Below are 26,067 nucleotides of genomic sequence, written 5' to 3'. Positions count from 1 at the left end.
CTCTCCTAACGCAGCAGGTGCACCGTCAGCCCGGCCAGCCCGCACGCCACCAGTACCTGGATCACGCCACGCTTGTAGCGAAACAATGCAATGGCCGCCAGCAGGGCGATGATTGCCGATGGCCAGTCCAGGGCACCGGCAAAGCCGTTGGGCCAGAGTACGTGGTAGCCGAAGAAGCAGGCCAGGTTGAGGATTACGCCGACCACTGCCGCGGTAATCGCCGTCAGCGGAGCGGTGAACTTCAGGGCGTTGTGGGTCGACTCGACCAACGGGCCGCCGGCCAGGATGAACAGGAACGAAGGCAGGAAGGTGAACCAGGTCACCAGGGTGGCCGCAACGGCTCCGGCGAGAAAGACCTGTTCGGGGCCGAACACCTGCATCACATAGCCGCCGACGAAACCGACGAAGGCTACCACCATGATCAAGGGGCCTGGAGTGGTTTCGCCCAGGGCCAGGCCGTCGATCATCTGAGTCGGAGTCAGCCAGCCGAAGTGTGCGACCGCTCCCTGATACACGTAGGGTAAAACCGCATAGGCACCCCCGAAGGTCAACAGGGCCGCTTTGGTAAAGAACCAGGCCATCTGCGTGAAAGTGCCTTCCCAGCCGAACATCAGGGTCAACAGGCCCATCGGCAGGACCCACAGCAGGGCACCGATGATCGCCAGCCGGATGAGTCGGAAGGTGCTGAACCGGGCATGCTCCGGGGTCGGGGTGTCATCGTCGATCAAGGCTGGCCCGAAGGATCGATGCCCGGCCGCCTGGCCGCCGAGGCTGAACTTTTCCGGTGCCCAACGCCCACCGAAATAGCCGATGACGGCGGCTCCCAGCACGATCAGCGGGAAGGGGATATTGAAGGCGAATATTGCCGCGAACGACGCGACGGCTATTGCCCACAACCCACTGTTCCGGAGCGCACGGGAGCCTATGCGGTGGGCGGCATGGACGACGATTGCCGTCACGGCGGGCTTGATGCCATAGAAAACGCCCGCCACCACCGGCACTTCACCGAAGGCGACGTACAGCCAGGACAAGGTGACGAGGATGAACAGTGAAGGTAATACGAACAGCGCGCCGGCGATGACTCCGCCCCGACCACGGTGCATCAGCCAGCCCAGATAAGTCGCCAACTGCTGGGCTTCGGGGCCCGGGAGCAGCATGCAGTAGTTGAGGGCGTGCAGGAAACGCCGCTCGGAAATCCAACGCCGGCGCTCCACCAACTCCTGGTGCATGATTGCGATCTGTCCTGCCGGCCCGCCAAAACTGATGAAACCCAATTTGAGCCAGAACCAGAAAGCTTCGCGCAGGCTGACTGCCGAGGGCGCTTCGAGGGGGCGGGAGGGGTTGTCCATGGTCGACGGCATACTTGGAGGTTGAAGGCGAACTACGTTAGGGGGCGTCACGCAATTTGGATAGCCCCCGCCTGGGTTTCCCTGTAAAAAACACCTCCTTTCACCGGCTTGAAACATAACCCTTGAACAATCACCGACCGAATCGACGTCACCGTTTACAGAACTGCCCAAGGAGCGGGTCAATGAAACAACGTTTTGCGATAGTCATGCTGCTCGCGCTCACAGTGGGCTTCATGGGGATGGGCGATGCCCGTGAATCACGCAGTGCCCGGGCGGAATCCGTCGCAGGGATATTCGATTACTACGTGCTGTCGCTGTCCTGGTCGCCGACGTTCTGCCTGACTCACTCGAACGATGTCCAATGCTCCGGCAAAGGCTACGGTTTTGTCCTGCACGGTCTCTGGCCGCAATACGCCAAGGGTGGCTGGCCGCAATCCTGTGAGCCGAGGGTGCCGCTGACGATTGCCGAACGGGAAAAGGGCCTGACGCTGTTTCCGACCCGCAAATTGCTGGAGCACGAGTGGTCCAAGCACGGCACTTGCAGCGGCCTCGGTGCCATGGGTTTCCTGGAGGCCTCCGACAAGGCGCTGGCGGCGGTGAAGGTACCGTCGCAGCTGCAACCCCCCAGTGCCTCTTACTATTTTGAAGCCCAGGAGATTGCCCGGCTGTTCCGACAAAGCAACCCTGGCATTCCGGCTGACGGGATTGCAGTCATCTGCAGCGGGCCGCAATTGTCGGAAGTCCGGGTGTGCATGGACAAGAGCCTGACGTTCACCCGTTGTGGCAGGGGCGTCAAGACGCAGTGCCGGAGCGGGGATATCCGGGTGCCGCCAGTGCGTTGAGGCAGTATTCGCCTGCACCATGGTGCTGGCTGGCAATAGAAGATTTTTGGATCCATCTCCCCGCCCATCAGCTACGTTGCACCGGCAAATTGCCGCCCTACGAGCGGTAGGCTAAGCTCTTGTCCATTGGGGGGCTTTGAGCGATTCGCTCATGCTTTGCCCTCCCGGGAAATCGTTTGCCTATCCTCATCCATGATCCGCTCAATACCCCCGGCGGTGCCCTCAAGCGCCTGCCGTTGCTCAAGGCAGCGGTGGCGTTTATCGCGGCGGTCTGCCTGTGCCTGTGCGGCTTGCTTTACTTGCAACTGGAGCAGTCCCGTCGCCATAACCTCGAGGCCGCGGGTATCGTCTCGGCCAACCTTACCCGGGCCATGGCCCAGCAGGCCCAGGACACTTTCCTGCAGGCTGACCTGGTGCTCGCCAGCCTGACCGACTGGATTCAGGCCGATGGCTTTGGTCCGGAGCTGCAGCCGCGCCTGCACAAGACCTTTGCCCGACGCGTGCAATCCTTGGTGCAACTGCATGGCCTGTTTCTGTTCGACAAGAGCGGACATTGGGTCGTCACCTCTTTTGATGACTTGCAAAAAGGCGATGGGGTGGCGGATCGGGACTACTTCGCTTTTCATCAGCAGAACGCTTCGTTGATCGCCCACATCGGGCCGGCCATTCGCAGCCGGCAAAATGGCGAGTGGATCATCCCTGTATCCCGGCGCGTGAATGATCAGAACGGCAATTTCCAGGGCGTGCTGTTGGCCGGGATCAAGATGTCGTACTTCGATAAGTTCTTCAAAAGCTTCAGCCTTGACGACAAGGACGAGATGGCCCTGGCCTTGTCCGACGGAACCTTGCTGGCCCGTCGTCCTTTTGATGAGGCGCAGATCGGCCGGCCCATGTCCCAGGAGAGCCTCTTCCGGCATGACCCGCGGACCGAGGACCCCGACACCGCAATGATCCGTTCCGCCGACGGCGTCGTCAGGCTATATGATCACCAGCACTTGCAGGCCTATCCCCTGATCGTCACCGTCGCGATGTCCAAGCAGGCGATCCTCGCCGGCTGGTATGGCAAAGCCTTTCAGTCCAGCCTCATCGTGGCCCTGGTGGTCACGGGCGTCTGCCTGTTCGGTTGGGTGTTTGTGCGCCAGGTGCGTGACAGCGAGCGGATCGAAGCCGACCTGCGCAAGGCCCAGGAAGCGTTAAGGCTGATTGCCACCCATGACAGCCTGACGGGGCTGGCGAACCGTCGGCTGTTCGAGCGGGCCCTGGATATCGAATTTGGCCGGGGCGCCCGTCAGCGCAGTTCCTTGAGCCTGATCCTGCTCGATATCGATTACTTCAAGCGCTACAACGACACCTACGGGCATGTGGCGGGGGACCATTGCCTGGCGGAAGTGGCGACAGTGCTCAAGGGCTGCTGCCATCGCAAGGCCGATCTGGCGGTGCGTTATGGCGGTGAAGAGTTCGCGGTGTTGCTGCCCGATACCGATTTGCAGGGGGCCATGACGTTGGCTGAGCAGATCCGCCAGAGCCTCATCGATAAGCACATCACCCATTCCGGTTCCCCCACCGGCTACCTGACGGTGAGCCTGGGCTGCCATGCCTTCGTGCCCAGCAGCCTGGACAGCATCGAGGTCTTTATCCAGAGGGCCGATGCGGCGCTTTATCAGGCCAAGCACAGCGGCCGCAACCAAGTGGCGGTGTGGTCGACGGAGGGAGGGCTCGATACGCTGGCGCGCTAGTGGCCGGTACTCGAATTAACCACACAGGCACCTGGACCGTTGAGATCCGTTGGAATCATCGCCGGCTGACAAGGGTCCATTGCTCAGGATCGCGCCGTTAGCCGATCGGACAGGAGCAGGTGAATGGAGACCACTGCCGATATTCCTTCCAATGTCACGCGCCACACGCCGATTACCCGACGCTTGGTGGCCGCGGTCGCCGGGTTGTTTGTCCTGGGTGTCCTGGTGGCCGTTGCGGCATTGTTCAACATTGCCCGGGAGCTGGATGCAGAGGACGTGCGCAAGACGCACTTCTACATCGAGCGCGCCGTGGAAAACCGCATCATCGCCTCGAAAAACTACATCACCAGCTACACCTACTGGACCACTGCCTATGAGCACCTCAACGGCGAAGTCGATGTGCATTGGGCCTACGCGGACCAGAACATGGGCAAGACCCTGTTCACCAACGATGGGTACGAGGGGGTGTTCGTCGTTGATCGTGAGCACACCAAATACGCAGTGGTGCGTGGGCAGAATGTCCAGGCAGAGGCGGCAGCGTATATCGATGTGCCGTTGAAGGAACTGGTGGATCAGCTCCAGGGACAATCCGACCTGACCGTTCCTGTGGTCCGCTACACCTTGTTCGACGGCTGGCCGGCCATCGTCACCGCTTCGGTGATCCTGCCCAATGACGAGCGTCCCCGAGTCGACGCCAAGGGCACGTCGGTCCTGCTGTTCGTCGACCAGTTGACTCATGTCAAACTGCGCGCATTGGGCAAGCGTTATGGCCTCACCGACCTGAACCTCAAGAAAGACAACGAGCTGGCGTCCGATCAGCCGGCGGTGCCGCTGGACAGCACCGGCTATAGCCTGGTGTCCCGTCTCGAACAGCCGGGCCGGCAATTGCTCTGGTCGCTGATGCCACCCCTGGGTGGGGCATTGCTGATCCTGGCGCTGCTTACCGCCTATTTCTTTCGTTATGCCCTGCGTACGGCTCGGCAGGTGGATGCCAGCTACGACCGCCTGGAGCGCTCGACCCAGGCCCTGGAAGCCAGCGAAGAACGCTTCCGCGCCGTGGCCGAGGCAGCCTCCGACTGGATCTGGGAAATCGACGCTCAACGGCACATCACTTACCTGTCGGGACGCTTCAGTACGGTCACCGGATTTTCTGCCCCGCAATGGTTGGGCCAGGACATCGAGCAACTACTGTATTGCGACACGACTCCGATTGCTCTGTGGCTGGGCAACCTGACGGAAGAACAGAGCGCGAGCAACCTGCGCTGTTCCTACCGCGATCATTCCGGACAGCTGCGCTTTTGCCGGGTTTCGGCGCGGCCGATCCACGACAAGTCCGAAGTGGTGGGGTACCGCGGCACCGCCAGCGATATCACCGATGAAGTGGCTGCCCACGCCCAGGTCCAGCATCTGTCCATGCACGATGCGCTGACCGGCCTGCCGAACCGCAACAAGCTGGCGCGGCACCTGGAAGAGGCGCTGGCCGCCAAGGAGCATTCCGCCCCCTTGACCTTGCTGATGGTGGACTTGGACAACTTCAAGCCGATCAACGATTCCCTGGGCCACCCGGCCGGCGATGCGGTACTGCTGGAAGTCGCCCAGCGCCTGCGCGACAGCACCCGTGAGCAGGACCTGGTGGCGCGGTTGGGCGGCGATGAGTTCGTCGTGGTGCTCGGCGGGATGGAGAACACCACTGAGATCGACCGATTCTGCACCCGGCTGATCGAGAGCCTGCAGCAACCGATCCACTACGAAACCCATGCCCTTCACATCGGCGCCAGCATCGGCATTGCCGTGAGTCGTCGCCAGGGGTATGTGCCCGGCGAGTTGATTCGCTGTGCCGACATTGCCATGTATCAGGCCAAGTCGGAGGGCAAGAAGACCTGGTGTTATTTCGCCCCACAGATGAACGACCAGATCCAGCATCGACGCCAGCTGGAAAGCGACCTGCGCCTGGCGCTGAAGAACAACGAATTCATCTTGCACTTCCAGCCGCGCTACAAAGTCGACGGCCGGGAGATCGTGGCCGTCGAGGCATTGGTGCGGTGGCAGCATCCTACCCAGGGCCTGCTCGGTCCCGATGCTTTCATTCCGCTGGCCGAGCAGACCGACCTCATCGTTCCGCTTTCGCGCTGGGTACTGCGCGAGGCTTGCGAAACCGCGCTGACCTGGCCGGGGAACCTGATGGTTTCGGTCAATCTGTCGCCGGCGCAGTTCGAGCGCAGCGATGTGGTTGAAGACATACGCCAAGTACTGATCGAAACCCGTTTCCCCGCGAGTCGCCTGGAACTCGAAATCACCGAGAATGTGATGCTCAACGATGTGGACGGCGCCCTGCAGGTCATGAATGCCCTGAAAGAACTGGGTGTACGTCTGAACATGGACGATTTCGGGACCGGCTACTCTTCCTTGGGTTACTTGCGCACCTATCCTTTCGACGGCATCAAGATCGACAAGCGCTTTATCGCCTCCATGAGCAACAGCAGCAACGACCGCGCGGTGGTCCAGGCGATCATCAACCTGGGCAAGGCGATGGGCCTGACCGTCACGGCCGAGGGCGTGGAAACCCTGGCTCAGCTCGGTTCGCTGGGCTCGGACCAATGTCATGAGGTCCAGGGCTATTTCCTCAGTCGTCCGATCGATAAACAGGCCTTTTCAAACCTGCTGGAAAACCCTCAGCCGCTGTCGAAAACCGGCTCCTGAAACCCTTGGCATCTTGATACTTCGAGGTTCTGGCCTATGAAAAACCTGCGGATCGCGACCTTCAACATCAACGGTATTCGCGCCCGGCTGCCCAACCTGTTGGAATGGCTGGAGCGGGAGGAACCCGACATCGTCTGTCTGCAGGAGCTCAAGGCAGTCGACAAGGATTTCCCGGCGGCCGAGCTGGAGTCGGTGGGGTATGGATCGATCTGGCACGGCCAGGCGTCCTGGAACGGCGTCGCGATACTGGCCCGTGACGCGCAACCGCTGGAGAGCCGTCGCGGCTTGCCCGGCGATGAGAGCGACAGCCATAGCCGCTATCTGGAGGCGGCCGTGCATGGTGTGCTGGTCGGCTGCCTTTATCTGCCCAACGGCAACCCGCAACCAGGACCCAAGTTCGATTACAAACTGGCGTGGTTCGAACGGTTGATTGATTACGCCCAGGCGTTGCAGGCCAGCGATCACCCCGTGGTGCTGGCCGGCGATTACAACGTGGTTCCCACTGACATGGATATCTACAACCCGCGTTCCTGGCTCAAGGATGCGCTGCTGCAACCCGAAAGCCGCGAGTGCTATCAACGCTTGCTGGACCAGGGCTGGACGGATTCGCTGCGTCATTTGTACCCGGACGAGCGGATCTACACCTTCTGGGATTATTTCCGTCAGCACTGGCAGAAAAACTCCGGGCTGCGCATCGATCACCTGCTGCTGAACCCTGCGGCAAGCCCCTATCTGAGCGAGGCGGGCGTAGACGCCTGGGTCAGGAACCAGCCGCACCCCAGCGATCATGCCCCTACCTGGATCCGGCTGGCTTCACGCAAGCGGCGCTGAAAGAGCGGCGCATTTCGGTCGGTTGTTGTCTGTGAAGGGGGAATGCCTTATATCTGGCGCCAACAGCAGCGTGCTGCCCATCAGCCCTGCACCGGACCAGGAAAAGGACACCCTAATGAGCCAGCCTCGACTGAGCGATTCGCGCCGCTATCTGCAACGCTTGGGCTTCGACACCCCGCCAGCCCCGACGCTCGATACGTTGCGTCAGCTCCAGAACCGCCACACGGCGGAATTCCCCTTTGAAACCCTCTCGACGCTGCTGCGCCAGCCGGTGTCTATCGATTTGGAATCGGTGGAGCGCAAAATTCTCGAGCAGGGACGTGGGGGTTACTGCTACGAACTCAACCAGTTGTTCCTGGCGCTGCTGCAGGAGCTGGGTTTTGACGTCCACGGTATCACTGGCCGGGTGGTGATGAACGCGCCCGAAGGTGCCTGGACCGCCCGGACTCATCGTCTCAGCCTGGTGACGATAGACGGCGTGCGCTACATCACCGATGTCGGCTTCGGCGGGATGGTGCCCACCGGGCCGTTGCTGCTGGACAGCCGCGACGTCCAGGCCACCCCCCATGAGCCGTATCGCATCGAGGATCATCCGGACGGCTACCTGCTGCGCGCCAACGTCGCGGGCGAATGGCGACCGATGTACCTGTTCGACCTGCAGCGCCAGGAAGACATCGACTACATCCTGGGTAACTGGTACGTCTGCACTCACCCTGACTCGCCGTTCATGGGCCGGTTGATGGTCGCTCGCACCGGGGACGGTTTGCGCAAGACCCTCAACGGCAACAGCTATGCCGTGCACCGGATAGGGCAGGAGAGCGAGCGACGGGTGATGACCGACGCCGATGAGCTGATCGATCTATTGGAAGCCGAGTTCGGCCTGCGAGTGCCACCCCGGGAATTATTACGGCCTGCGATGGCCGGGCTCCTCTAGCCTCTGCGACGCTGATTTGTTTGTGGGAAATTGTATACAACTCTATGGACATTTGTCCTGAGTTTTGAATACAGTGTGCCCATAACAAAAAACAGGGAACCCCCGAACCATGAAAACGCCCCATGTTTCACTCCCTCGGCCCGAAGACGAAAATCTCGGTGTCGGCGCGAATATGGCTTACGGCCTGCAGCATGTGTTGACCATGTACGGCGGCATCGTCGCGGTGCCCTTGATCATCGGCCAGGCGGCCGGTCTGTCATCGGCGGACATCGGCCTGTTGATTGCGGCGTCATTGTTTGCGGGGGGGCTGGCGACCTTGTTGCAAACCCTTGGCCTGCCGTTTTTCGGTTGCCAGTTGCCCTTGGTGCAAGGCGTATCGTTTTCCGGCGTCGCGACCATGGTCGCGATTGTCGGGACCGGCGGGGAGGGCGGCTTCCAAGCCATCCTGGGGGCCGTGGTCGCCGCGTCCCTGATCGGTTTGCTGATCACCCCGGTGTTTTCGCGAATCACCCGTTTCTTTCCGCCGCTGGTCACCGGCATCGTCATCACCACCATCGGCCTGACATTGATGCCGGTAGCGGCGCGCTGGGCCATGGGTGGCAACAGTCATACCGCTGACTTCGGCAGCATGGCCAATATCGGCTTGGCCGCCGTCACGTTGGTACTGGTGCTGTTGCTCAGCAAAATGGGCAGCGCGACGATTTCCCGCTTATCGATTCTGCTGGCGATGGTGGTTGGTACGGTGATCGCGGTGTTTCTCGGCATGGCGGATTTCTCATCCGTCAGCGAAGGCCCGATGTTCGGTTTCCCCACGCCGTTCCACTTCGGCATGCCGACGTTCCACATTGCCGCGATCCTGTCGATGTGCATCGTGATCATGGTGACCCTGGTGGAAACCTCGGCCGACATCCTGGCGGTGGGCGAGATCATTGACACCAAGGTCGACTCAAGGCGCCTGGGCAATGGCTTACGGGCCGATATGCTGTCGAGCATGATCGCGCCGATCTTCGGCTCCTTCACCCAGAGTGCCTTTGCCCAGAACGTCGGCCTGGTGGCGGTGACCGGGATCAAGAGCCGTTTCGTGGTGGCCACCGGTGGGGTGTTTCTGGTGGTGCTGGGGCTGTTGCCGTTCATGGGGCGGGTGATTGCTGCGGTGCCCACCTCGGTGCTGGGCGGCGCGGGTATCGTGCTGTTCGGTACCGTGGCCGCCAGTGGCATTCGGACCCTGTCGAAAGTGGACTACCGCAACAACGTCAACCTGATCATCGTCGCCACCTCCATCGGTTTCGGCATGATCCCTATCGCTGCGCCCAACTTCTACGACCATTTCCCGAGCTGGTTCGCGACGATCTTCCATTCGGGCATCAGTTCCTCGGCGATCATGGCGATCATCCTGAACCTGGCGTTCAACCACTTCACTGCAGGCAACTCCGACCAGCAATCAGTCTTTGCCGCCGGCACCGAGCGGGTATTGCGTTATCAGGACCTGGCGGCGCTGCGTGAAGGCGATTACTTCAGCGACGGCAAGCTGCATGATTGCGATGGCAACGAGATTCCGGTCCTGGCAGAGCCTTCCCACTCGACGGCAGAGCATGGGTCGGCACGACTGAAAAGCGGTGAGCATGTCTGATCTTGCCGCTATCGCGAGCAGGCTCGCTCCCACAGTTGATCGGGTTGAAGCCGATCTCTGCGTCACCGCCCGTCCCCTGTGGGAGCGAGCCTGCTCGCGATAGCGGTGGATCAGTTCACATCAATGCTGAACTGTACTGCCGCCCAATAAAAAACAGCCTGTGATCCTCGATCACAGGCTGTTTTTTGTCCGGTTACCAGCGACCGTAATGGCCGTGGGGTGGGCCGTAATAGTAGCCCCGTGGTGGCCCGTAATACACCGGTGCCGGGCGATAGTAGACAGGCCGCTCGATGTACACCGGCTGTGGCTCGTAATAGACCGGTGGGGGTTGCTGTACATAAACCGGTTGCGGCTGGACGTAGACCGGTTGTTGTACGTACACCGGCCGGTCACGGTTGATGAGCGCCGAACCGACAATGGCCGAGCCGACGATTGCACCAAACACTGCGGGCCCCTCCCAACCACCGCGACCATGGGCGGATGCCTGGCCGGTGACCGCGAGTGCCCCCACGAGCAGGGCGATGACAGGGAGTTTACGATTCATGGTGGTTCCTCGTTTGGCCCCGTTTGTAACAGACCGCTAAAAGGTCACGGGGGTACTTGCTCTGACAACGATTTTCCCAGGATTTGCAGCGCCGTTGGGTAAATATTGTGTAAGGTCGGTCGGGCGGTGATCCCGCTTGTCAGAAAGTGAATGCAAGGAAACAAACATGCAAATCAATCCCAACAAAGACACCCAATTGTGCATGTCGCTGTCGGGGCGGCCCGGGAACTTCGGCCTGCGGTTTCATAATCACCTGTATGAGCAGTTGGGCCTGAACTTCTATTACAAGGCCTTCAGCAGCCGGGATTTGCCTGGTGCGGTCGGTGGTATCCGCGCCTTGGGCATTCGCGGATGCGGCGTGTCGATGCCGTTCAAGGAGGCTTGCATTGCCTTGGTTGATGAACTGGACGCGTCCGCCGCCGCGATCCAGTCCATCAACACCATCGTCAACACCGATGGCCATTTGAAGGCGTACAACACCGACTACATCGCCGTCGCCCAACTGCTGCAAACCCATGCCGTGCCCAAGGATTCGACCTTTGCCCTGCGCGGCAGCGGCGGGATGGCCAAGGCGGTGGCCAGCGCCCTGCGTGACGGGGGCTACCAGCAGGGGCTGATCGTCGCTCGCAACCAAACCGCCGGGCGGGCCCTGGCCGAGTCCCTGGGGTATGAGTGGCAGGCCGAGTTGGGCGAGCGGCGGCCCCGGATGCTGATCAATGTCACGCCGATCGGCATGACCGGTGGGCCGGAGGCCGATCAACTGGCGTTCGAGCCCGACACCATCGCCGCAGCCGAGACTGTGTTCGACGTGGTGGCCATTCCATCGGAAACGCCGCTGATCGTGCGTGCCCGGGCTGAGGGCAAACGGGTCATCACCGGATTGGAGGTGGTGGCGATCCAGGCCCTGGAACAGTTCGTGCTGTATACCGGCGTGCGGCCCAGCCTGGAACAGTTCGAGAAAGCCGTGGCGTTTGCCCGGTCCGCGTAGGGTTATTCCAGCCGCGCGAGCCGTTCTTCCAGCGCCGCGATCCGCGCTTCGAGTTCTTCGATGCGCTCCAGCGACACGCCGCTGCCGGCACCGCGTTCCACCGGGTGCTGACGGGCGGCGAGGATCGCTTCGACGTCCGCCGGGTCGCCCATGGCATGGACGTAGCGATCCTCTCGCTGCCCGGCCTGGCGTGGCACCAGCAGCGCTAGCCCGCGGGCAATCAGGCGTTCAAGTTGGTGCAGCACCTGGTCGGTGTCTTCGAAATCATGCATGCGGCCACTGCGTGTGAGCAGTTCATTGACCGTTTGCGGGCCGCGCAGGAACAGCAGGCCCATCAGGATAACCTGGGCCGGTACCAGCTCCAGGGCCTTGTCGAGCCGATGCTCCCAGCGGTCGGCACGGCTACCCATGACCAGTTTGGTAAAGCCGCGACCCTCCAGCGCCCGCAGGCTCTGGCCGACCTGGCCGGGGGTGAGGTTCATCACTGGCTCACGGCTGGTTTTCTGGTTGCAGGCCAGTACCAGGGCGTTGAGGGTCAATGGGTAGGTTTCCGGGTTGGTGGCCTGTTTTTCCACCAGGGCCCCGAGGATGCGGATTTCCGTGCTGTTGAGCCGTGGTTCTTCGGCCTGGCCTTGTTCTTCGATGCTCATCGCGCGTCCCCTATGCTGTGAAGCCGCCTAGCCTAATCCTTGCGCAATAAAAGACAAGGTGTGCAACAAGCCGTGGCTATAATCGCATCCGTTTGATGTGTCCCTTTCTTTTCACCTGCATGAGATCGCCATGACTATTTCTCTGTACGCCGCTTCCATCCCGGTTTTCAAGCAGATGCTCAACGCCATGAGTGACGTCCTGAATAAGGCCGAAGCCCACGCGACAGCAAAAAACATCGAGCCGAACGCTTTCCTGCAAGCCCGCCTGTACCCGGACATGTTCCCGCTGGTGCGTCAGGTGCAGATTGCCGTGGATTTCGCCAAAGGCGTGTCCGCGCGCCTGGCCGAGATTGAAGTACCGAAATATGACGACAGCGAAACCACCTTCGCGGAGCTGCAAGCCTTGATCAGCAAGGTGTTGTCCTTCATCGACGGCATCAGCCCAGAGCAGATCGATGGCAAGGAAAACATCGAGATCGTCACCCGCCCGGGCACGCCGAAGGAAAAACGCTTTACCGGTCAGAACTACCTGCTGACCTATGGCCTGCCGCAATTCTTCTTCCACGTCACCACCACCTATGCGCTGCTGCGTCATAACGGTGTGGAAGTGGGCAAGCGCGACTACATGGGCGCGTTCTAAGCCCGCCGGCATGAAAAAAGCCCGGAACGGTGTGAGCCGTTCCGGGCTTTTTTGTGGCTGTCTGTCATGTCCTCGGCGTATATACCACCGCTATCGCGAGCAGGCTCGCTCCCACATTGGTTCCGTGGTTACCGCTGGCCCCTGTGGGAGCGAGCCTGCTCGCGATGACGGTGGTGCACCCACCACAATGGTTATGCCGTGCGAGCCAGTTTCTCTTCCTCACCCAGGCAAGCCGCCGCAGTGAACAGCACATCGGTAGAAGAATTCAGCGCCGTCTCCGCCGAATCCTGCAGCACGCCAATGATGAATCCCACGGCAACCACCTGCATGGCGATTTCGCTCGGGATACCGAACAGGCTACATGCCAGGGGGATCAGCAGCAGCGAACCGCCGGCCACGCCGGACGCGCCGCAGGCGCAAATGGCTGCGACGACGCTCAACAGCACCGCTGTCGGAATGTCCACCGCGATCCCCAGGGTATGCACCGCGGCCAGCGTCAGCACGGTGATGGTGATGGCGGCGCCGGCCATGTTGATGGTCGCACCCAGCGGTATCGATACCGAGTAAGTGTCCTCATGCAGGCCCAGGCGGTTGCTCAGTTCGAGGTTCACCGGAATATTGGCCGCCGAGCTGCGGGTGAAGAACGCGGTGATGCCGCTTTCGCGCAGGCAGGTGAACACCAGCGGGTAGGGATTGCGCCGCAGCTTCCAGAACACGATGAGCGGGTTGACCACCAGTGCGACGAACAGCATGCAGCCGATCAGCACGGTCAACAGATGCAGGTAACCGAGCAGGGCGCCGAAGCCTGAGGTGGCCAGGGTCGAGGCCACCAGTCCGAAGATCCCTAGCGGGGCGAAGCTGATCACCAGGCGCACGATCACGGTCACGCCGTTGGACAGGTCATCGAGCACGGTGCGAGTGGTTTCGCCAGCATGACGCAGGGCAATACCCAGGCCGATGGCCCAGGCCAGGATGCCGATGAAGTTGCCGTCAGTCAGCGCGCGGACCGGGTTGTCCACCACGCTGAGCAGCAGGCTTTGCAACACTTCGCCGATGCCACCGGGAGCGGTGACGGCAACGTCCTGGGCCGACAGCACCAGGCTGGAGGGGAACAGGGTGCTGGCAACGACCGCAACCACCGCCGCGGCGAAGGTGCCCAGCAGGTACAGGAACAGGATCGGACGGATATGGGTTTCCTGGCCTTGCTTATGGTTGGCGATCGACGCCATGACCAGCACGAACACCAGGATAGGGGCCACGGCCTTGAGGGCGGACACGAAGACCTTGCCGATGAATGCGGTGGATTTCGCCACGTCCGGCGCCAGCCAGGCGAGGGCGATACCAATGATCAGGCCAATGATGATTTGCGTCACCAGGCCGGTGCGTTTGAAGCGTTGCAAAAGGGAGGGGGATAAAGCAGTCATAACGGCTATCCATGTGTTTTTTGTTGTGGGCGACGGTCGGCGTTCAGGGCAACAAGCGGGCAGGCCACGTGAGCGGGACCGGAAAAAATGTTCAACGTTTGCGGGGCGCGGACTTTAGCACAGCCCGGTAAAGAATCTGACGGACCTGTGACGATCCGTCACTCAGGTGTTTAAGCACATTTGTCTGTGGCCCACATTCTGTTAGGCTTTGGTCCTCTCATCTCTCTCTTCTTCCAGCGGGCCCTCAAGCCAACGCTGGTGTTGTCGTTTTGCTGGAGTTCTGCATGTTGTTACCCATTTTCCTGTTGTCGGCCGCCGGCTTCACCGTGCTGACCACGGAATTCATCATTGTCGGCCTGCTGCCATCCATCGCTCGCGACCTGCACGTCAGCATTCCCCAGGCGGGATTGCTGGTGACACTGTTCGCGTTTACGGTGGCGGCGTTCGGTCCATTCCTGACAGCCTGGTTTGCCCGTTTCGAGCGGCGCAGGCTGTTTATCAGCGTACTGCTGATGTTCGGCCTGGCCAATACATTGGCGGCCGTTGCCCCCGATATCTGGGTCATGGCCGTTGCCCGGTTGATCCCGGCCCTGGGCCTTCCGGTGTTCTGGGCGCTGGCCAGCGAAACGGCGGTAGACATCGTCGGGCCGCAGTACGCCGGGCGCGCCATCGCCCGGATCGGCTTCGGCATCGTCTGCGCCACGGTATTCGGGATCCCGGTGGGTACGCTGATATCCGATGCGTTCGGCTGGCGCAGTGCGTTCGCGATCCTGGCCGTCATCGCTTTCGCCAAGGCGTTACTGCTGTTTATCTACCTGCCGAAAACCAACCTGCACTTGCATCAGGTCAGCTTCCGCTCGCAGTTCAAGATTCTGCGCAGCCCGTTGATGCAAGGCCATGTGCTGTTGTCGATTCTGGTGTTCAGCGGCATGTTCACGGCCTACACCTACCTGGCCGACATCCTCGAGCGCCTCGCAGGCTTCGATGGCACGCTCGTGGGCTGGTGCCTGATGGGGTTCGGCGCCGTGGGGCTGCTGGGCAACTCCCTGGGAGGCCGAGCGGTGGACCGGCACCCGCTGATCGCATCGATGGTGTTCTGCCTGTTCATGATCGGCGGCATGGTGGCATTGGTGCCGAGCATTCATTCGACCCTGTGGTTGGCCGCAGCAATGGCGATCTGGGGCGTGACCCAGGCCGCTCTGTTCCTGGTCAGTCATGTGCGACTGATGAAGGCCGCCCCCGAAGCGCCAGCCTTTGCCGCGTCGCTGAATATTGCCGGTGCCAACCTGGGCATTGGCCTGGGGGCGATGGTCGGCGGGCGGGTCATCGATACACTGGGCCTGGGCAGCGTCGGTTTTGCGGCGGCCGGTTTCATTCTGGTATCGATCCTGTTGGCGTTGTTGCTGATGACGTTCAAGCCCCGACCCGTCCACGCTTAGTGGAACAACTCACGACGTGCGCCTTCGGCAATCGCGACGATGCCCGGATGACTGACCTTGCGTTCCACGGAGATGGCATAGAACGACTCGCTCACCGCGTCGGTCTGGCCGATCTCCTGCACGCCGTATTGGCGCTTCACTTCTTCGGCGATCACGCTCGGGCCGATGAAAATTCCGCTGCCTGACTGACCGAAGGCCTGCATCAACGCACTGTCGTCGAACTCACCTACGATGCGCGGCTGGATCTGTTGCTCGGCGAACCAGCGTTGCAGGCGGCTGCGGACCACGGTTTCCGGGCCGGGAATCAGCAGGGGGGCGTCCTGCAGGCCGCGGGGAAAATCCTGCCCGTAGCGTTCGGCCAGTGCGGCGGTGGCGAAGAAGCTGATGCCGCATTCCCCCAGTTTCTGGCTGTAGCCCTTGATGTCCAGGTGACTGGGCATCGGACTGTCGGAAATCACCAGGTCCAGGCGCTGGATCGCCAGGTCAGCCAGCAGCCGTTCGAGTTTGTCCTCGCGGCAGGTGATGCGCAGCGGTTCGCTCAGTTCCATGGTCGGCGCCAGCAGTCGATAGACGATGGACTTGGGCACCACGTCCGCCACCCCGACCCGGAACAGCGTCTGCTGTTCGTTGGGCTGGGCCCGGAGCATCAGCTCCAGTTCGCCTCCCAGTTGGAACATGTGCTCGGCGTAGGGCAGCGTCTGGCGACCGGCTTCGGTCAGCTCCAGTTGCCGTCCGACGCGGCGAAACAATTTGATGTTATACGTCTGCTCGAACAGGGAGATCTGCCCGCTGATGGTTTGTGGAGTCAGGTTCAACTGCTCGCACGCCCGCACGATGCTGCCCGTTTTGGCCACCACCCAGAAGTAATGCAGTTGTCGATAATTGAGCATGGGTTCACTTGGATTCGTAAAAATCGAAGTATAACCGCTGAAAATACGAATTTTCCTGAAGTGTCGTCGTCTCTAGAATCCCTGGCCATTGGTGAGCCATCTTCGGGCTCCGTGTTTCCTCAGAGGCATCTATCCATGACATACAAATCCTTGGGGCTTGCAGCCTTGCTGGCGATGTCTTCACTGGCTCTCGTGGGCTGTGAGCAGGCTGAAAAAAGCGCGGAACAATTGGCCCAGCAGTTGAAGGAACAGGCGGTCGATGCGGCCAAGAAGGCCATCGACGATACCCACAAGGCTGCCGAGCAGGCGCTGAACGACGCCACCGGCGGGTTGATCAGCCCCAAGAAAGAACCGGCGCAGGACGCTGACAAGGCCGACTCTTCCAACCAAGCCATCTAACCCCGTCACATCGAGCCAGGACTGACCCATGGACTATCTTTTACAACTCGCTGCCAGCCCCACTGCCTGGATCGCCCTGGCGACCCTGGTCGTCATGGAAATCGTGCTGGGTATCGATAACCTGATCTTCATTTCGATCCTGACCAATAAGCTGCCCGAGCAGCATCGTGCCAAGGCGCGGCGGATCGGTATCGGCATGGCGCTGATCCTGCGCCTGGGCTTGTTGAGCACCATCGCGTTCATTGTGCAGTTGACGGAGCCGGTCATCGAAATCCTCGGCCAGGCGTTCTCCTGGAAGGACATGATCCTGATCGCCGGTGGCCTGTTCCTGTTGTGGAAGGCCACCACCGAGATCCACCACAGCATGGACCCCGCGCCAAATGATCCGAAGTCGGCCACGTCTGGCGTGACCCTCGGATTTGCCGCCGCAATCGGTCAGATCCTGATGCTCGACCTGGTGTTCTCCATCGACAGCATCATCACGGCCGTAGGCATGACCGAGCACTTGCCGATCATGATCATCGCGGTAGTGGTGTCGGTGCTGGTGATGCTGTTGGCGGCCGAACCCCTGGCCCGATTCATCAATAACAACCCAACGGTGGTCATGTTGGCGCTTGGCTTCCTGATCATGATCGGCATGACGCTGATCGCCGAAGGTTTCGGTGCTCATGTGCCCAAGGGCTACATCTACGCTGCCATGGCGTTCTCGGCTGCGATCGAGGTCCTGAACATGATGGCCCGTCGGGCCCGGCAAAGGGCGTTGGGCAACGAAGCCTGAGTGACCAGGCATGCAAAAGCCGCCCGGGTCCAACCAGGGCGGCTTTTGCAGTTCTTTGAAAAGTGGCGGTCAGTGGGCCGCGGCGTGGCGCTGGCTGGCTTCCGTGGTCTTTTCCGTGCTCGATGGGGACGGATGATGATGGCGACGGGTGATCCGCAGCACGCCCCACAGCATGGCCGCCGCTACGCTCAGCCAGCCGAATACCAGCATCAGGATTGTCGTTGTCAGGCTCATGTGGGCCTCCCTCAGCCCCGGTAGGGGCAACGCACTCAGTTCAATGGACAGTCTAGTCGTTCAAGTGTTGCAGGCAGTGGTTCGCGATGCCCGGCCGACGAACCGGTTCGTTCTATCGCGGCAGCGAGACTGCTGTTTAAGGCTATACCCGGGCCAGTGCGCGCTTTATGATCGACGGCCCAAGCCTGACCCGTTCATCGGGTACCTGAACTAGAGACTCATCATGTTGCCGGTCATTCCCTCTTTTCGATCACTGGTATTCGCGGCCGCCTGTCTTGTGGCCCTGGCGGGTTGCGCAGGCAGTGTGTCGCCTCAGATCCAGCGCCTGCCCGAACGGGTGGAGCTCAACAGCGTGCCGTTCTATCGCGGCGATATGTACCAGGGGGCGCCACAATCCCTGGCCGCCGTGTTGACCGCGCAAGGTACGGTGATTACCCCGGGGTTGCTGGAGAAACCATTGCACCTGCCAGGTGGCGAAGCCGGCTTGCAGCAGACTATGCAGACCCTGGCGCGAGAGTATGGGTTGGTGGTGTATCCCCTCGACAGTGAACTGTCCGCCTTGTTGGAGCAGGTCGCCGCGGGGAACCCGGTGTTGCTGCGCTACACCGAAGGCACGGCGTTATGGTCCGGGCCTCGTTACGGGATTCTTGCCGGCTATAACCGGCAGAAGCGCACGGTCTTGCTGCGTTCGGGCATGAACCGGAGGCTGTTGATGAGCTTCAGTGGGTTCGAGTCGGCCTTCAAGGACGCCGGCGGCTGGGCGGTACTGCTCCAGCGCCCCACGCAGCTTCCGGCCAACGTCAACCCGCAGCGCTGGTTGAAAGCGGCGGATGAGCTGGCCGGGGCAGGGCAGGAGCAGGCAGCGGCGCGTGCCACCAAGGCTCTGGGTGCAGCGCATTGATGACTTGCCCCGTTCGTCACCTGCCGGGCACGACCCGGTACGCCTGAAACTCTTATCGTCAGGGTCCGGACTGTCCGGGCCGTGATTCAAGGAGGCAGGTATGGCACAGTCGAAAACGCCCACGGGGCCCCATTCTTCCGAGCACTCGTCCGCTGATGATGAGTTGGGGTTCGATCCCGATTCCCCGGATCTCGATGATCCGCAAGTCGATCCCATCGGGCCGGCCAAGGCTCCTCGTGATGAGAAGGACGAGCACGGCGAATCCCGGGCCAAGGCCTATGACCCGCTCGGTGACCTGAAGCATTGAGGGAAAGAAAGCCCAACGGGGCGGGTAATGCTGCTCTCTATGATTTATGAGCCATTGTGGCGAGGGGATAAATCCCCTCGCCACAGATGCCGTCGCATTCATCAATTACTTGGAGGCTTCGACCACGCCGCTCTGGCGACTCTTTAGGTTCTTCGCCGCTTTGTACTGCATCGCGACCGCTGGAACGTTGCTGCTCTTGCCCGTTTCCACCCAGCTGCGAATCCGGCTGGCGTCGGCGAAATGGGTGTATTTGCCAAAGGCATCGAGAATAACCAGGGCCATCGGGCGATTGCCCATTTTCGTCACCAGCACCAGGCAGTGACCGGCCTGGTTGGTGAAGCCGGTCTTGGTCAACTGAATATCCCAGTTGTCCTTGTGGATCAGGTGATCGGTGTTGCGAAAGCCCAGGCTGTAGACCGGCTTGCGGAAGGTGACGGTTTTTTCCTTGGTGGTGCTCAATTCGCTCAGCAGGGGGTATTTGCGAGCGGCGATCAGCAACTTGGTCAGGTCCCTGGCGGTGGAAACGTTATGGATCGACAGGCCGGTCGGCTCGACATAGTGGGTGCTGGTCATGCCCAGCGCCTTGGCCTTGGCGTTCATGGCGGCGATGAACGCTGCGTAACCGCCCGGGTAATGATGCGCGAGGCTGGCGGCGGCGCGGTTCTCCGAAGACATCAGCGCAATCAGCAAGACGTCACGACGCGACAGTTCGCTGTTGAGCTTGACCCGGGAAAACACCCCTTTCATTTCCGGGGTGTTGGTAATGGTGATGGAGATGTACTCGTTCAGGTCCTGCTTGGCGTCCAGCACGATCAGCCCGGTCATCAGTTTGGTCACCGATGCGATGGGGACCACCACATCCGGATTGCTGGAGTAGACGACTTTATCCGTCTGCAGATCCAGCAACATCGCGCTGCCCGAAGCGACTTGCAATTTTGACGTGTCTCGTGGGGCTGCGATGGTTTCCTGCGCGTTGATGTTCTGCGTGATAAGCGCGCCTGAGAAAGCGATGAACAGGCTGAGGATCGAAAGACGGATTTTCACGCGAATAGACTCGATAGAATTGAAGAGGCCGTTCAGCAACGGCTTTTGAAAAAAAGCGCTGCATTTTATGAGTATGGGCGACAACAGCGCTACATGCCTGTACCGCTGGGCCTCGAGAATAAATAAAGTTTAATGAAAGAGGGTACCAAACCAATGTGGGAGCGAGTCTGCTCACGAAGATGGCGTGTCAGCGAGTTGATGGCTGACTGACACACCGCTTCGCGAGCAGGCTCGCTCCCACAGGGTTTTGCTTTGGCCGGGGGAACTCAGCTATGCAGCGTCTCGGCCGCGTAGAGCGTGTTTTCCAGCAGGCAGGCACGCGTCATCGGGCCCACGCCGCCAGGCACCGGTGTGATCCAGCCGGCGCGGGGCAGGGCGGTCTCGTAGACCACGTCACCCACCAGCTTGCCGTCGTCCTGGCGATTGATGCCTACGTCGATGACGATGGCGCCTTCCTTGATCCACTCGCCCTTGACCAGGCCTGGTTTGCCGGCGGCCACGACCACCAGGTCGGCGCGTCCGACATGGCCGGCCAGGTCCTTGGTGAAGCGGTGGGTCACGGTCACGGTGCAGCCGGCCAGCAGCAGCTCCATGGCCATCGGCCGGCCAACGATGTTGGACGCGCCCACGACAACGGCATCGAGGCCATAAAGGTCCACGCCCGTGCTTTCCAGCAGCGTTATGATGCCTTTGGGCGTGCAGGGGCGAAGCAGCGGGATACGCTGGGCCAGGCGACCGACGTTATAAGGATGGAAGCCGTCGACATCTTTATCCGGGCGAATGCGCTCCAGCAGTCTGGAGGCATCCAGGTGTTCAGGCAGAGGCAACTGGAGCAGAACGCCGTCGATGTTCGGGTCATCGTTCAGGCGATCGATCAGATCGGTCAGCGCTTGCTGGGTGGTTTCGCAAGGCAGGTCGTAGGCCTGGGAAAGGAAGCCGACCTCTTCACAGTCTTTACGCTTGTGCGAGACATAAACCTGAGAGGCGGGATCGCTGCCGACCAGGATCACCGCGAGGCCCGGGGTGCGCAAGCCTTGCTGGCGACGCTCGGTGACGCGTTGGGCGATCTGCTGGCGCAGGCTGGCGGCGATCGATTTGCCGTCGATAAGTTGTGCAGTCATTGCGCGTGGTTAACCATCGAGAGGGGAAAAAAAGAGAGCGCATTCTCGCATGCCGAGGCGTGAGGGCAAAGGCGCTTGGTCTGCAAATTCCCCTAACCCCTTTAATTAAATGAATTTTTTTTAAAAAAGAGTTGACGACCTATCAGGCCGTCTATAACATTCGTCGCACTTGTCGGGCACAGCCTAGCACTGGTTAAGAAGGTGGAGCGGAGTTGGTTGTTTCAACTCAGCAAAACTGAAAGCACTTAGTTTGTAATCGTCAAAGAATACAGATTAAAAAGGCGCCCGTAGCTCAGCTGGATAGAGCATCCGCCTTCTAAGCGGATGGTCGCAGGTTCGAGTCCTGCCGGGTGCGCCATTAGGCAGCTTTGGCACAAGTAACGCAACAAGGCAATATGGTGGGCGTAGCTCAGTTGGTAGAGCACGGGATTGTGACTCCCGTTGTCGTGGGTTCGATCCCCATCGTCCACCCCATATTCTAGAAAGGCGCCAGATCTAACAATCTGGCGCCTTTGCTTTAAAAGCTTGATACGCGGATGTGGTGGAATTGGTAGACACACTGGATTTAGGTTCCAGCGCCGCAAGGTGTGAGAGTTCGAGTCTCTCCGTCCGCACCATACAAGTCGCTATTTGAATAGCAGAGAACGGCGCAGTACCTGAAGAGGGCTGCGCCGTTTTTGTTTTCGGCATTCAGGTGGTTTGTTGCCTGTCTTGTTTCGCGGCAGGTTTTGGCGATGGGTTGTTGCGATTATGTTTCGCGATGATGCGCGGTATGCCCGTCGGTCTCCTGGTGAAGGTCGAGTGCCGGGGAGGCGCAGGTTCACGCCTCTATATATAGAAGCATATAGAAGCGTTGGCGCAGAGCCCCTGGGATGATCGGTTGTATTTGCAATCCGGGCGAGGCATGACCGTTTGTCTCGCTTCTAATGCCGGCGCCTGTTTTCCAGCCGTTTTCAGTAGGGTGACTTCTTGAGTTTGACCTACTAGAATGCATGCCCTTGATTCTGGGGTCGGAAAACGCCCGGCCAACGTCTGTGCAACGAGGAATATCCATGCAAGTTTCTGTTGAAAATACTACTGCTCTTGAGCGCCGCATGAGCATCACCGTGCCGGCTGAGCGCATCGAGACTCAGGTCAACAAGCGTCTGCAGCAGACTGCCCAAAAGGCCAAAATCCCAGGTTTCCGTCCAGGCAAGGTGCCAATGAGCGTGATCCGTCAGCGTTACGAAGCTGATGCGCGCCAGGAAGCCGTGGGCGACGTGATCCAGTCTTCGTTCTACGAAGCCGTGGTCGAGCAGAAACTGAACCCTGCCGGCGCGCCATCCGTCGAGCCTAAAGTGCTGGAAAAAGGCAAGGACCTGGAATTCGTCGCCACTTTCGAAGTGTTCCCCGAGTTCACCGTTGCCGGTTTCGAGTCCATTGCCGTCGAGCGCCTGAGCGCTGACGTGTCGGATGCCGACCTGGACAAGATGCTGGACATCCTGCGCAAGCAGAACACCCGTTTCGAAGTGGCCGATCGCGCTGCCCAGAACGAAGATCAACTGAACATCGATTTCGTCGGCAAGGTCGACGGTGAAGTGTTCGCTGGCGGTTCCGCCAAGGCCACCCAGCTGGTACTGGGCTCCGGTCGCATGATCCCGGGCTTCGAAGATGGCTTGGTCGGCGCGAAAGCCGGTGAAGAGCGCGTTCTGAACGTGACCTTCCCAGAGGACTACCAGAACCTGGACCTGGCTGGCAAAGCCGCCGAGTTCACCGTGACTGTAAACAGTGTTTCCGAGCCTAAGCTGCCTGAGCTGAACGAAGAGTTCTTCGCCCAGTTCGGTATCAAGGAAACCGGTCTGGAAGGTTTCCGCGCCGAAGTTCGCAAGAACATGGAGCGTGAGCTGCGTCAGGCCATCAAGTCCAAGGTCAAGAACCAGGTCATGGACGGTCTGCTGGCTTCCAACCCGATCGAAGTGCCGAAGGCGCTGCTGGAAAACGAAGTGAACCGTCTGCGCGTGCAGGCTGTTCAGCAGTTCGGTGGCAACATCAAGCCTGATCAACTGCCGGCCGAGCTGTTCGAAGAGCAAGCCAAGCGTCGTGTCGTACTGGGCCTGATCGTTGCAGAAGTGGTCAAGCAATACGAACTCAAGCCTGACGAAGCCCGTGTTCGCGAGCTGATCCAGGAAATGGCTTCGGCTTACCAGGAACCTGAGCAAGTCGTGTCCTGGTACTACAAGAATGACCAGCAGCTGAACGAAGTCCGTTCGGTTGTGCTCGAAGAACAAGTTGTGGATACTGTTCTGCAGAAAGCTAGCGTGACCGATAAAGCGGTCTCTTACGAAGAAGCGGTCAAGCCGGTGGAAGCTCCACAAGCCGATTGATTGTTCTGCGGTAAGAAATACACACCATAAGCCAGCCTTCGCGCTGGCTTATGCGTATTCAAGACATAACTATTTGGGAGTGACTGCGAGACATGTCCCGCAATTCTTTTTATCAGCAGAGCTCTGACATCCAGGCCGCAGGCGGCCTGGTCCCGATGGTTATCGAGCAGTCCGCCCGTGGCGAACGTGCCTATGACATCTACTCGCGTCTGCTCAAGGAACGCGTCATCTTCCTGATCGGACCCGTTGAAGACTACATGGCCAACCTGGTTGCGGCGCAACTGCTGTTCCTTGAAGCGGAAAACCCGGACAAGGATATCCATCTTTATATCAACTCACCCGGCGGTTCGGTGACTGCAGGCATGTCGATCTACGACACCATGCAGTTCATCAAGCCAGACGTTTCCACCATCTGCATCGGCCAGGCCTGCAGCATGGGCGCTTTCCTGCTCGCCGGCGGCGCAGCGGGCAAGCGTCATTGCCTGCCTAACTCGCGGATGATGATTCACCAGCCATTGGGCGGCTTCCAGGGCCAGGCGTCGGACATCGACATCCATGCCAAGGAAATCCTCCACATTCGTTCGCGTTTGAACTCGCTGTTGGCTCATCACACCGGTCAAAGCCTCGAAACCATTGAGCGAGACACCGAGCGTGACAACTTTATGAGCGCCGAGCGTGCAGCCGAATATGGCCTGATCGACTCTGTGATCAACAAGCGTCAAATGCCTGCCTGAGCCACTCAAAATGCAGGTGGTTGGGATGACCGGCCGCCTGCGGGCTTGAAAAAGCCCGCAATTGCCTTCATCTTGTGTTGCAAGCCTATCGGATTTGGATCGATCGAATGACTGACACCCGCAACGGCGAGGACAACGGCAAACTGCTTTATTGCTCTTTCTGTGGCAAAAGCCAACATGAAGTACGCAAATTGATTGCCGGACCCTCGGTCTTCATTTGCGACGAGTGCGTCGACCTGTGCAATGACATCATCCGCGAGGAGGTGCAGGAAGCCCAGGCCGAAAGCAGCGCGCATAAGTTGCCTTCGCCTAAAGAAATCAGCGGCATCCTTGACCAGTATGTAATTGGTCAGGAGCGTGCGAAAAAGGTATTGGCCGTAGCGGTTTACAACCACTACAAGCGCCTCAACCAGCGTGACAAAAAGAATGACGACGTCGAACTCGGCAAGAGCAACATCCTGCTGATCGGCCCGACAGGCTCGGGTAAGACCCTGCTTGCCGAAACCCTGGCCCGTTTGCTGAACGTTCCGTTCACCATCGCCGACGCAACCACCCTCACCGAGGCGGGTTACGTGGGGGAAGATGTCGAGAACATTATTCAGAAGTTGTTGCAGAAGTGCGACTACGATGTCGAAAAGGCCCAGATGGGCATTGTCTACATCGATGAAATCGACAAGATTTCCCGCAAGTCCGACAACCCGTCCATCACCCGGGATGTATCCGGCGAGGGCGTGCAGCAGGCCTTGCTCAAGTTGATCGAAGGCACGGTCGCTTCCGTTCCGCCCCAGGGTGGTCGCAAGCATCCGCAGCAGGAGTTCCTGCAGGTCGACACCCGCAACATCCTGTTCATCTGCGGTGGTGCGTTCTCCGGTCTGGAGAAGGTCATTCAGAACCGCTCCACGCGCGGCGGCATCGGTTTCAATGCCGAAGTGCGGAGCAAGGAAGAGGGCAAGAAGGTCGGTGAGTCCCTGCGTGAAGTCGAGCCTGACGATCTGGTCAAGTTTGGTCTGATCCCGGAGTTCGTCGGTCGTCTGCCGGTTCTGGCGACGCTGGACGAGCTGGATGAAGCCGCGTTGATGCAGATTCTGACCGAGCCGAAGAACGCCCTGACCAAGCAGTATGCCAAGCTGTTCGAAATGGAAGGTGTAGACCTGGAGTTCCGTTCCGACGCGCTGAAGTCGGTGGCCAAGCGAGCCCTGGAGCGTAAGACCGGTGCCCGTGGGTTGCGCTCGATTCTCGAAGGCGTATTGCTCGACACGATGTACGAGATCCCCTCGCAGTCTGAGGTGAGTAAAGTCGTGATCGACGAAAGTGTCATAGAAGGCAAGTCCAAGCCACTGTATATCTACGAAAACAGTGAGCCGGCTGCCAAGGCCGCACCGGACGCTTGAGCGTCCTGCTGCTGGAACAAAGGAGGGGCCTTCGGGCCCCTTTGCTTTTGTGTGGCGAGGGGATTTATCCCCTCGCCACACAGAGTTGTGCATAACTTTATTTCTTTCTAACCGTCTGGCATTTGCCTTAGCGCTTGTTTTTTTTCAAGGCTGCCCCCATCTTGGTTTCAAGCTTACTTCCATCTGTTTCCGGCCTTG

The 26,067-nt window shown here is 60.0% G+C and carries 24 protein-coding genes and 3 tRNA genes; 19 read left to right on the top strand and 8 right to left on the bottom strand.

The annotated features are described in order from the left end of the window. Positions 1-5: 5 nt before the first annotated feature. Complete coding sequence (gene chrA / locus CGA22_RS01905) at positions 6-1,349, bottom strand: chromate efflux transporter (RefSeq protein ID WP_041024307.1); 1,344 nt, start codon at positions 1,347-1,349, stop codon at positions 6-8. A gap of 182 nt (positions 1,350-1,531) precedes the next feature. Between chrA and CGA22_RS01900 the strand changes: the two genes are divergently transcribed. The 6 genes from CGA22_RS01900 (at position 1,532) to CGA22_RS01875 (ending at position 10,022) form a co-directional block, all read left to right on the top strand. Then, the gene (locus tag CGA22_RS01900) at positions 1,532-2,191 is read left to right on the top strand and encodes a ribonuclease T2 family protein (RefSeq protein ID WP_041024308.1); all 660 of its coding nucleotides are present in this window, start codon (positions 1,532-1,534) and stop codon (positions 2,189-2,191) included. A 176-nt stretch (positions 2,192-2,367) separates the two neighbouring features. Then, positions 2,368-3,927: a GGDEF domain-containing protein gene (locus tag CGA22_RS01895; protein WP_041024309.1), complete on the top strand. Its 1,560-nt coding sequence runs from the start codon at positions 2,368-2,370 to the stop codon at positions 3,925-3,927. A 123-nt stretch (positions 3,928-4,050) separates the two neighbouring features. Further along, positions 4,051-6,627, top strand: a complete 2,577-nt coding sequence (locus CGA22_RS01890) for an EAL domain-containing protein (protein WP_041024310.1) — start codon at positions 4,051-4,053, stop codon at positions 6,625-6,627. A gap of 36 nt (positions 6,628-6,663) precedes the next feature. Beyond that, entirely contained in the window at positions 6,664-7,458 is a 795-nt protein-coding gene (gene xth / locus CGA22_RS01885; protein WP_041024311.1) for an exodeoxyribonuclease III, read from the top strand. A 115-nt stretch (positions 7,459-7,573) separates the two neighbouring features. Next, on the top strand, positions 7,574-8,392 hold the full coding sequence (locus CGA22_RS01880) for an arylamine N-acetyltransferase family protein (RefSeq protein WP_041024312.1): 819 nt from the start codon (positions 7,574-7,576) through the stop codon (positions 8,390-8,392). 109 nt (positions 8,393-8,501) lie between these two features. Next, entirely contained in the window at positions 8,502-10,022 is a 1,521-nt protein-coding gene (locus CGA22_RS01875; protein WP_041024313.1) for a nucleobase:cation symporter-2 family protein, read from the top strand. Positions 10,023-10,215: 193 nt separating this feature from the next. Here the strand turns inward: CGA22_RS01875 and CGA22_RS01870 are convergent, their stop codons facing one another. Then, positions 10,216-10,566, bottom strand: a complete 351-nt coding sequence (locus CGA22_RS01870; protein WP_041021191.1) for a hypothetical protein — start codon at positions 10,564-10,566, stop codon at positions 10,216-10,218. A gap of 166 nt (positions 10,567-10,732) precedes the next feature. Here CGA22_RS01870 and CGA22_RS01865 point away from each other — a divergent pair, with 166 nt between their 5' ends. Beyond that, the gene (locus CGA22_RS01865) at positions 10,733-11,554 is read left to right on the top strand and encodes a shikimate 5-dehydrogenase (protein WP_041021192.1); all 822 of its coding nucleotides are present in this window, start codon (positions 10,733-10,735) and stop codon (positions 11,552-11,554) included. 2 nt (positions 11,555-11,556) lie between these two features. Here the strand turns inward: CGA22_RS01865 and CGA22_RS01860 are convergent, their stop codons facing one another. Beyond that, on the bottom strand, positions 11,557-12,204 hold the full coding sequence (locus CGA22_RS01860; RefSeq protein WP_041021193.1) for a YceH family protein: 648 nt from the start codon (positions 12,202-12,204) through the stop codon (positions 11,557-11,559). Between the two features lie 130 nt (positions 12,205-12,334). Here CGA22_RS01860 and CGA22_RS01855 point away from each other — a divergent pair, with 130 nt between their 5' ends. After that, complete coding sequence (locus tag CGA22_RS01855; RefSeq protein WP_041021194.1) at positions 12,335-12,844, top strand: DUF1993 family protein; 510 nt, start codon at positions 12,335-12,337, stop codon at positions 12,842-12,844. A gap of 191 nt (positions 12,845-13,035) precedes the next feature. Here the strand turns inward: CGA22_RS01855 and sstT are convergent, their stop codons facing one another. After that, entirely contained in the window at positions 13,036-14,268 is a 1,233-nt protein-coding gene (gene sstT, locus CGA22_RS01850; protein WP_041021195.1) for a serine/threonine transporter SstT, read from the bottom strand. A gap of 284 nt (positions 14,269-14,552) precedes the next feature. Here sstT and CGA22_RS01845 point away from each other — a divergent pair, with 284 nt between their 5' ends. Next, the gene (locus CGA22_RS01845; protein WP_041021196.1) at positions 14,553-15,707 is read left to right on the top strand and encodes an MFS transporter; all 1,155 of its coding nucleotides are present in this window, start codon (positions 14,553-14,555) and stop codon (positions 15,705-15,707) included. Here CGA22_RS01845 and nhaR read toward each other — a convergent pair. After that, positions 15,704-16,597, bottom strand: a complete 894-nt coding sequence (gene nhaR / locus CGA22_RS01840) for a transcriptional activator NhaR (protein WP_041021197.1) — start codon at positions 16,595-16,597, stop codon at positions 15,704-15,706. The two genes, CGA22_RS01845 and nhaR, sit on opposite strands and share 4 nt — an antisense overlap. A gap of 135 nt (positions 16,598-16,732) precedes the next feature. Here nhaR and CGA22_RS01835 point away from each other — a divergent pair, with 135 nt between their 5' ends. Beyond that, positions 16,733-16,996 carry a hypothetical protein gene (locus CGA22_RS01835; protein WP_041021198.1) on the top strand — a complete coding sequence of 88 codons (264 nt, stop codon included), beginning with the start codon at positions 16,733-16,735 and terminating at the stop codon, positions 16,994-16,996. 28 nt (positions 16,997-17,024) lie between these two features. Continuing rightward, the gene (locus CGA22_RS01830; protein ID WP_041021199.1) at positions 17,025-17,774 is read left to right on the top strand and encodes a TerC family protein; all 750 of its coding nucleotides are present in this window, start codon (positions 17,025-17,027) and stop codon (positions 17,772-17,774) included. A 69-nt stretch (positions 17,775-17,843) separates the two neighbouring features. Here the strand turns inward: CGA22_RS01830 and CGA22_RS01825 are convergent, their stop codons facing one another. Continuing rightward, positions 17,844-18,008: a hypothetical protein gene (locus CGA22_RS01825; RefSeq protein ID WP_177329232.1), complete on the bottom strand. Its 165-nt coding sequence runs from the start codon at positions 18,006-18,008 to the stop codon at positions 17,844-17,846. A 223-nt stretch (positions 18,009-18,231) separates the two neighbouring features. Between CGA22_RS01825 and CGA22_RS01820 the strand changes: the two genes are divergently transcribed. Together CGA22_RS01820 and CGA22_RS01815 are read left to right on the top strand one after the other, a co-directional pair. Further along, positions 18,232-18,909 carry a lipoprotein gene (locus CGA22_RS01820; RefSeq protein ID WP_041021200.1) on the top strand — a complete coding sequence of 226 codons (678 nt, stop codon included), beginning with the start codon at positions 18,232-18,234 and terminating at the stop codon, positions 18,907-18,909. Between the two features lie 100 nt (positions 18,910-19,009). After that, positions 19,010-19,216, top strand: coding sequence for a DUF6021 family protein (locus CGA22_RS01815; RefSeq protein ID WP_041021201.1), 207 nt, complete (start codon positions 19,010-19,012; stop codon positions 19,214-19,216). 105 nt (positions 19,217-19,321) lie between these two features. On the opposite strand, the gene pbpG is transcribed toward CGA22_RS01815, so the two are convergent. Next, positions 19,322-20,260, bottom strand: a complete 939-nt coding sequence (gene pbpG, locus CGA22_RS01810; RefSeq protein ID WP_041021202.1) for a D-alanyl-D-alanine endopeptidase — start codon at positions 20,258-20,260, stop codon at positions 19,322-19,324. A gap of 266 nt (positions 20,261-20,526) precedes the next feature. Beyond that, on the bottom strand, positions 20,527-21,381 hold the full coding sequence (folD, locus tag CGA22_RS01805; RefSeq protein ID WP_041021203.1) for a bifunctional methylenetetrahydrofolate dehydrogenase/methenyltetrahydrofolate cyclohydrolase FolD: 855 nt from the start codon (positions 21,379-21,381) through the stop codon (positions 20,527-20,529). A 281-nt stretch (positions 21,382-21,662) separates the two neighbouring features. Here folD and CGA22_RS01800 point away from each other — a divergent pair. The 6 genes from CGA22_RS01800 (at position 21,663) to clpX (ending at position 25,869) form a co-directional block, all read left to right on the top strand. Beyond that, positions 21,663-21,739: transfer RNA gene (locus tag CGA22_RS01800), tRNA-Arg, on the top strand. A 40-nt stretch (positions 21,740-21,779) separates the two neighbouring features. Continuing rightward, positions 21,780-21,855, top strand: a tRNA-His gene (locus CGA22_RS01795). Between the two features lie 58 nt (positions 21,856-21,913). Next, positions 21,914-21,998: transfer RNA gene (locus CGA22_RS01790), tRNA-Leu, on the top strand. 435 nt (positions 21,999-22,433) lie between these two features. Further along, positions 22,434-23,744 (top strand): trigger factor, encoded by a 1,311-nt coding sequence (gene tig / locus CGA22_RS01785; RefSeq protein ID WP_041021204.1) that lies wholly within the window; start codon positions 22,434-22,436, stop codon positions 23,742-23,744. Between the two features lie 92 nt (positions 23,745-23,836). Next, complete coding sequence (clpP, locus tag CGA22_RS01780; RefSeq protein ID WP_003183177.1) at positions 23,837-24,478, top strand: ATP-dependent Clp endopeptidase proteolytic subunit ClpP; 642 nt, start codon at positions 23,837-23,839, stop codon at positions 24,476-24,478. A gap of 107 nt (positions 24,479-24,585) precedes the next feature. After that, positions 24,586-25,869, top strand: a complete 1,284-nt coding sequence (gene clpX / locus CGA22_RS01775) for an ATP-dependent Clp protease ATP-binding subunit ClpX (protein ID WP_003183176.1) — start codon at positions 24,586-24,588, stop codon at positions 25,867-25,869. Positions 25,870-26,067: the final 198 nt, after the last annotated feature.

Origin of the sequence: Pseudomonas sp. PSB18 (genome assembly GCF_014596565.1) — a bacterium.
Taxonomy (GTDB): domain Bacteria; phylum Pseudomonadota; class Gammaproteobacteria; order Pseudomonadales; family Pseudomonadaceae; genus Aquipseudomonas.
Note: the sequence above shows the minus strand (reverse complement) of the source record. Positions and strands in the feature narration are given on the sequence as shown.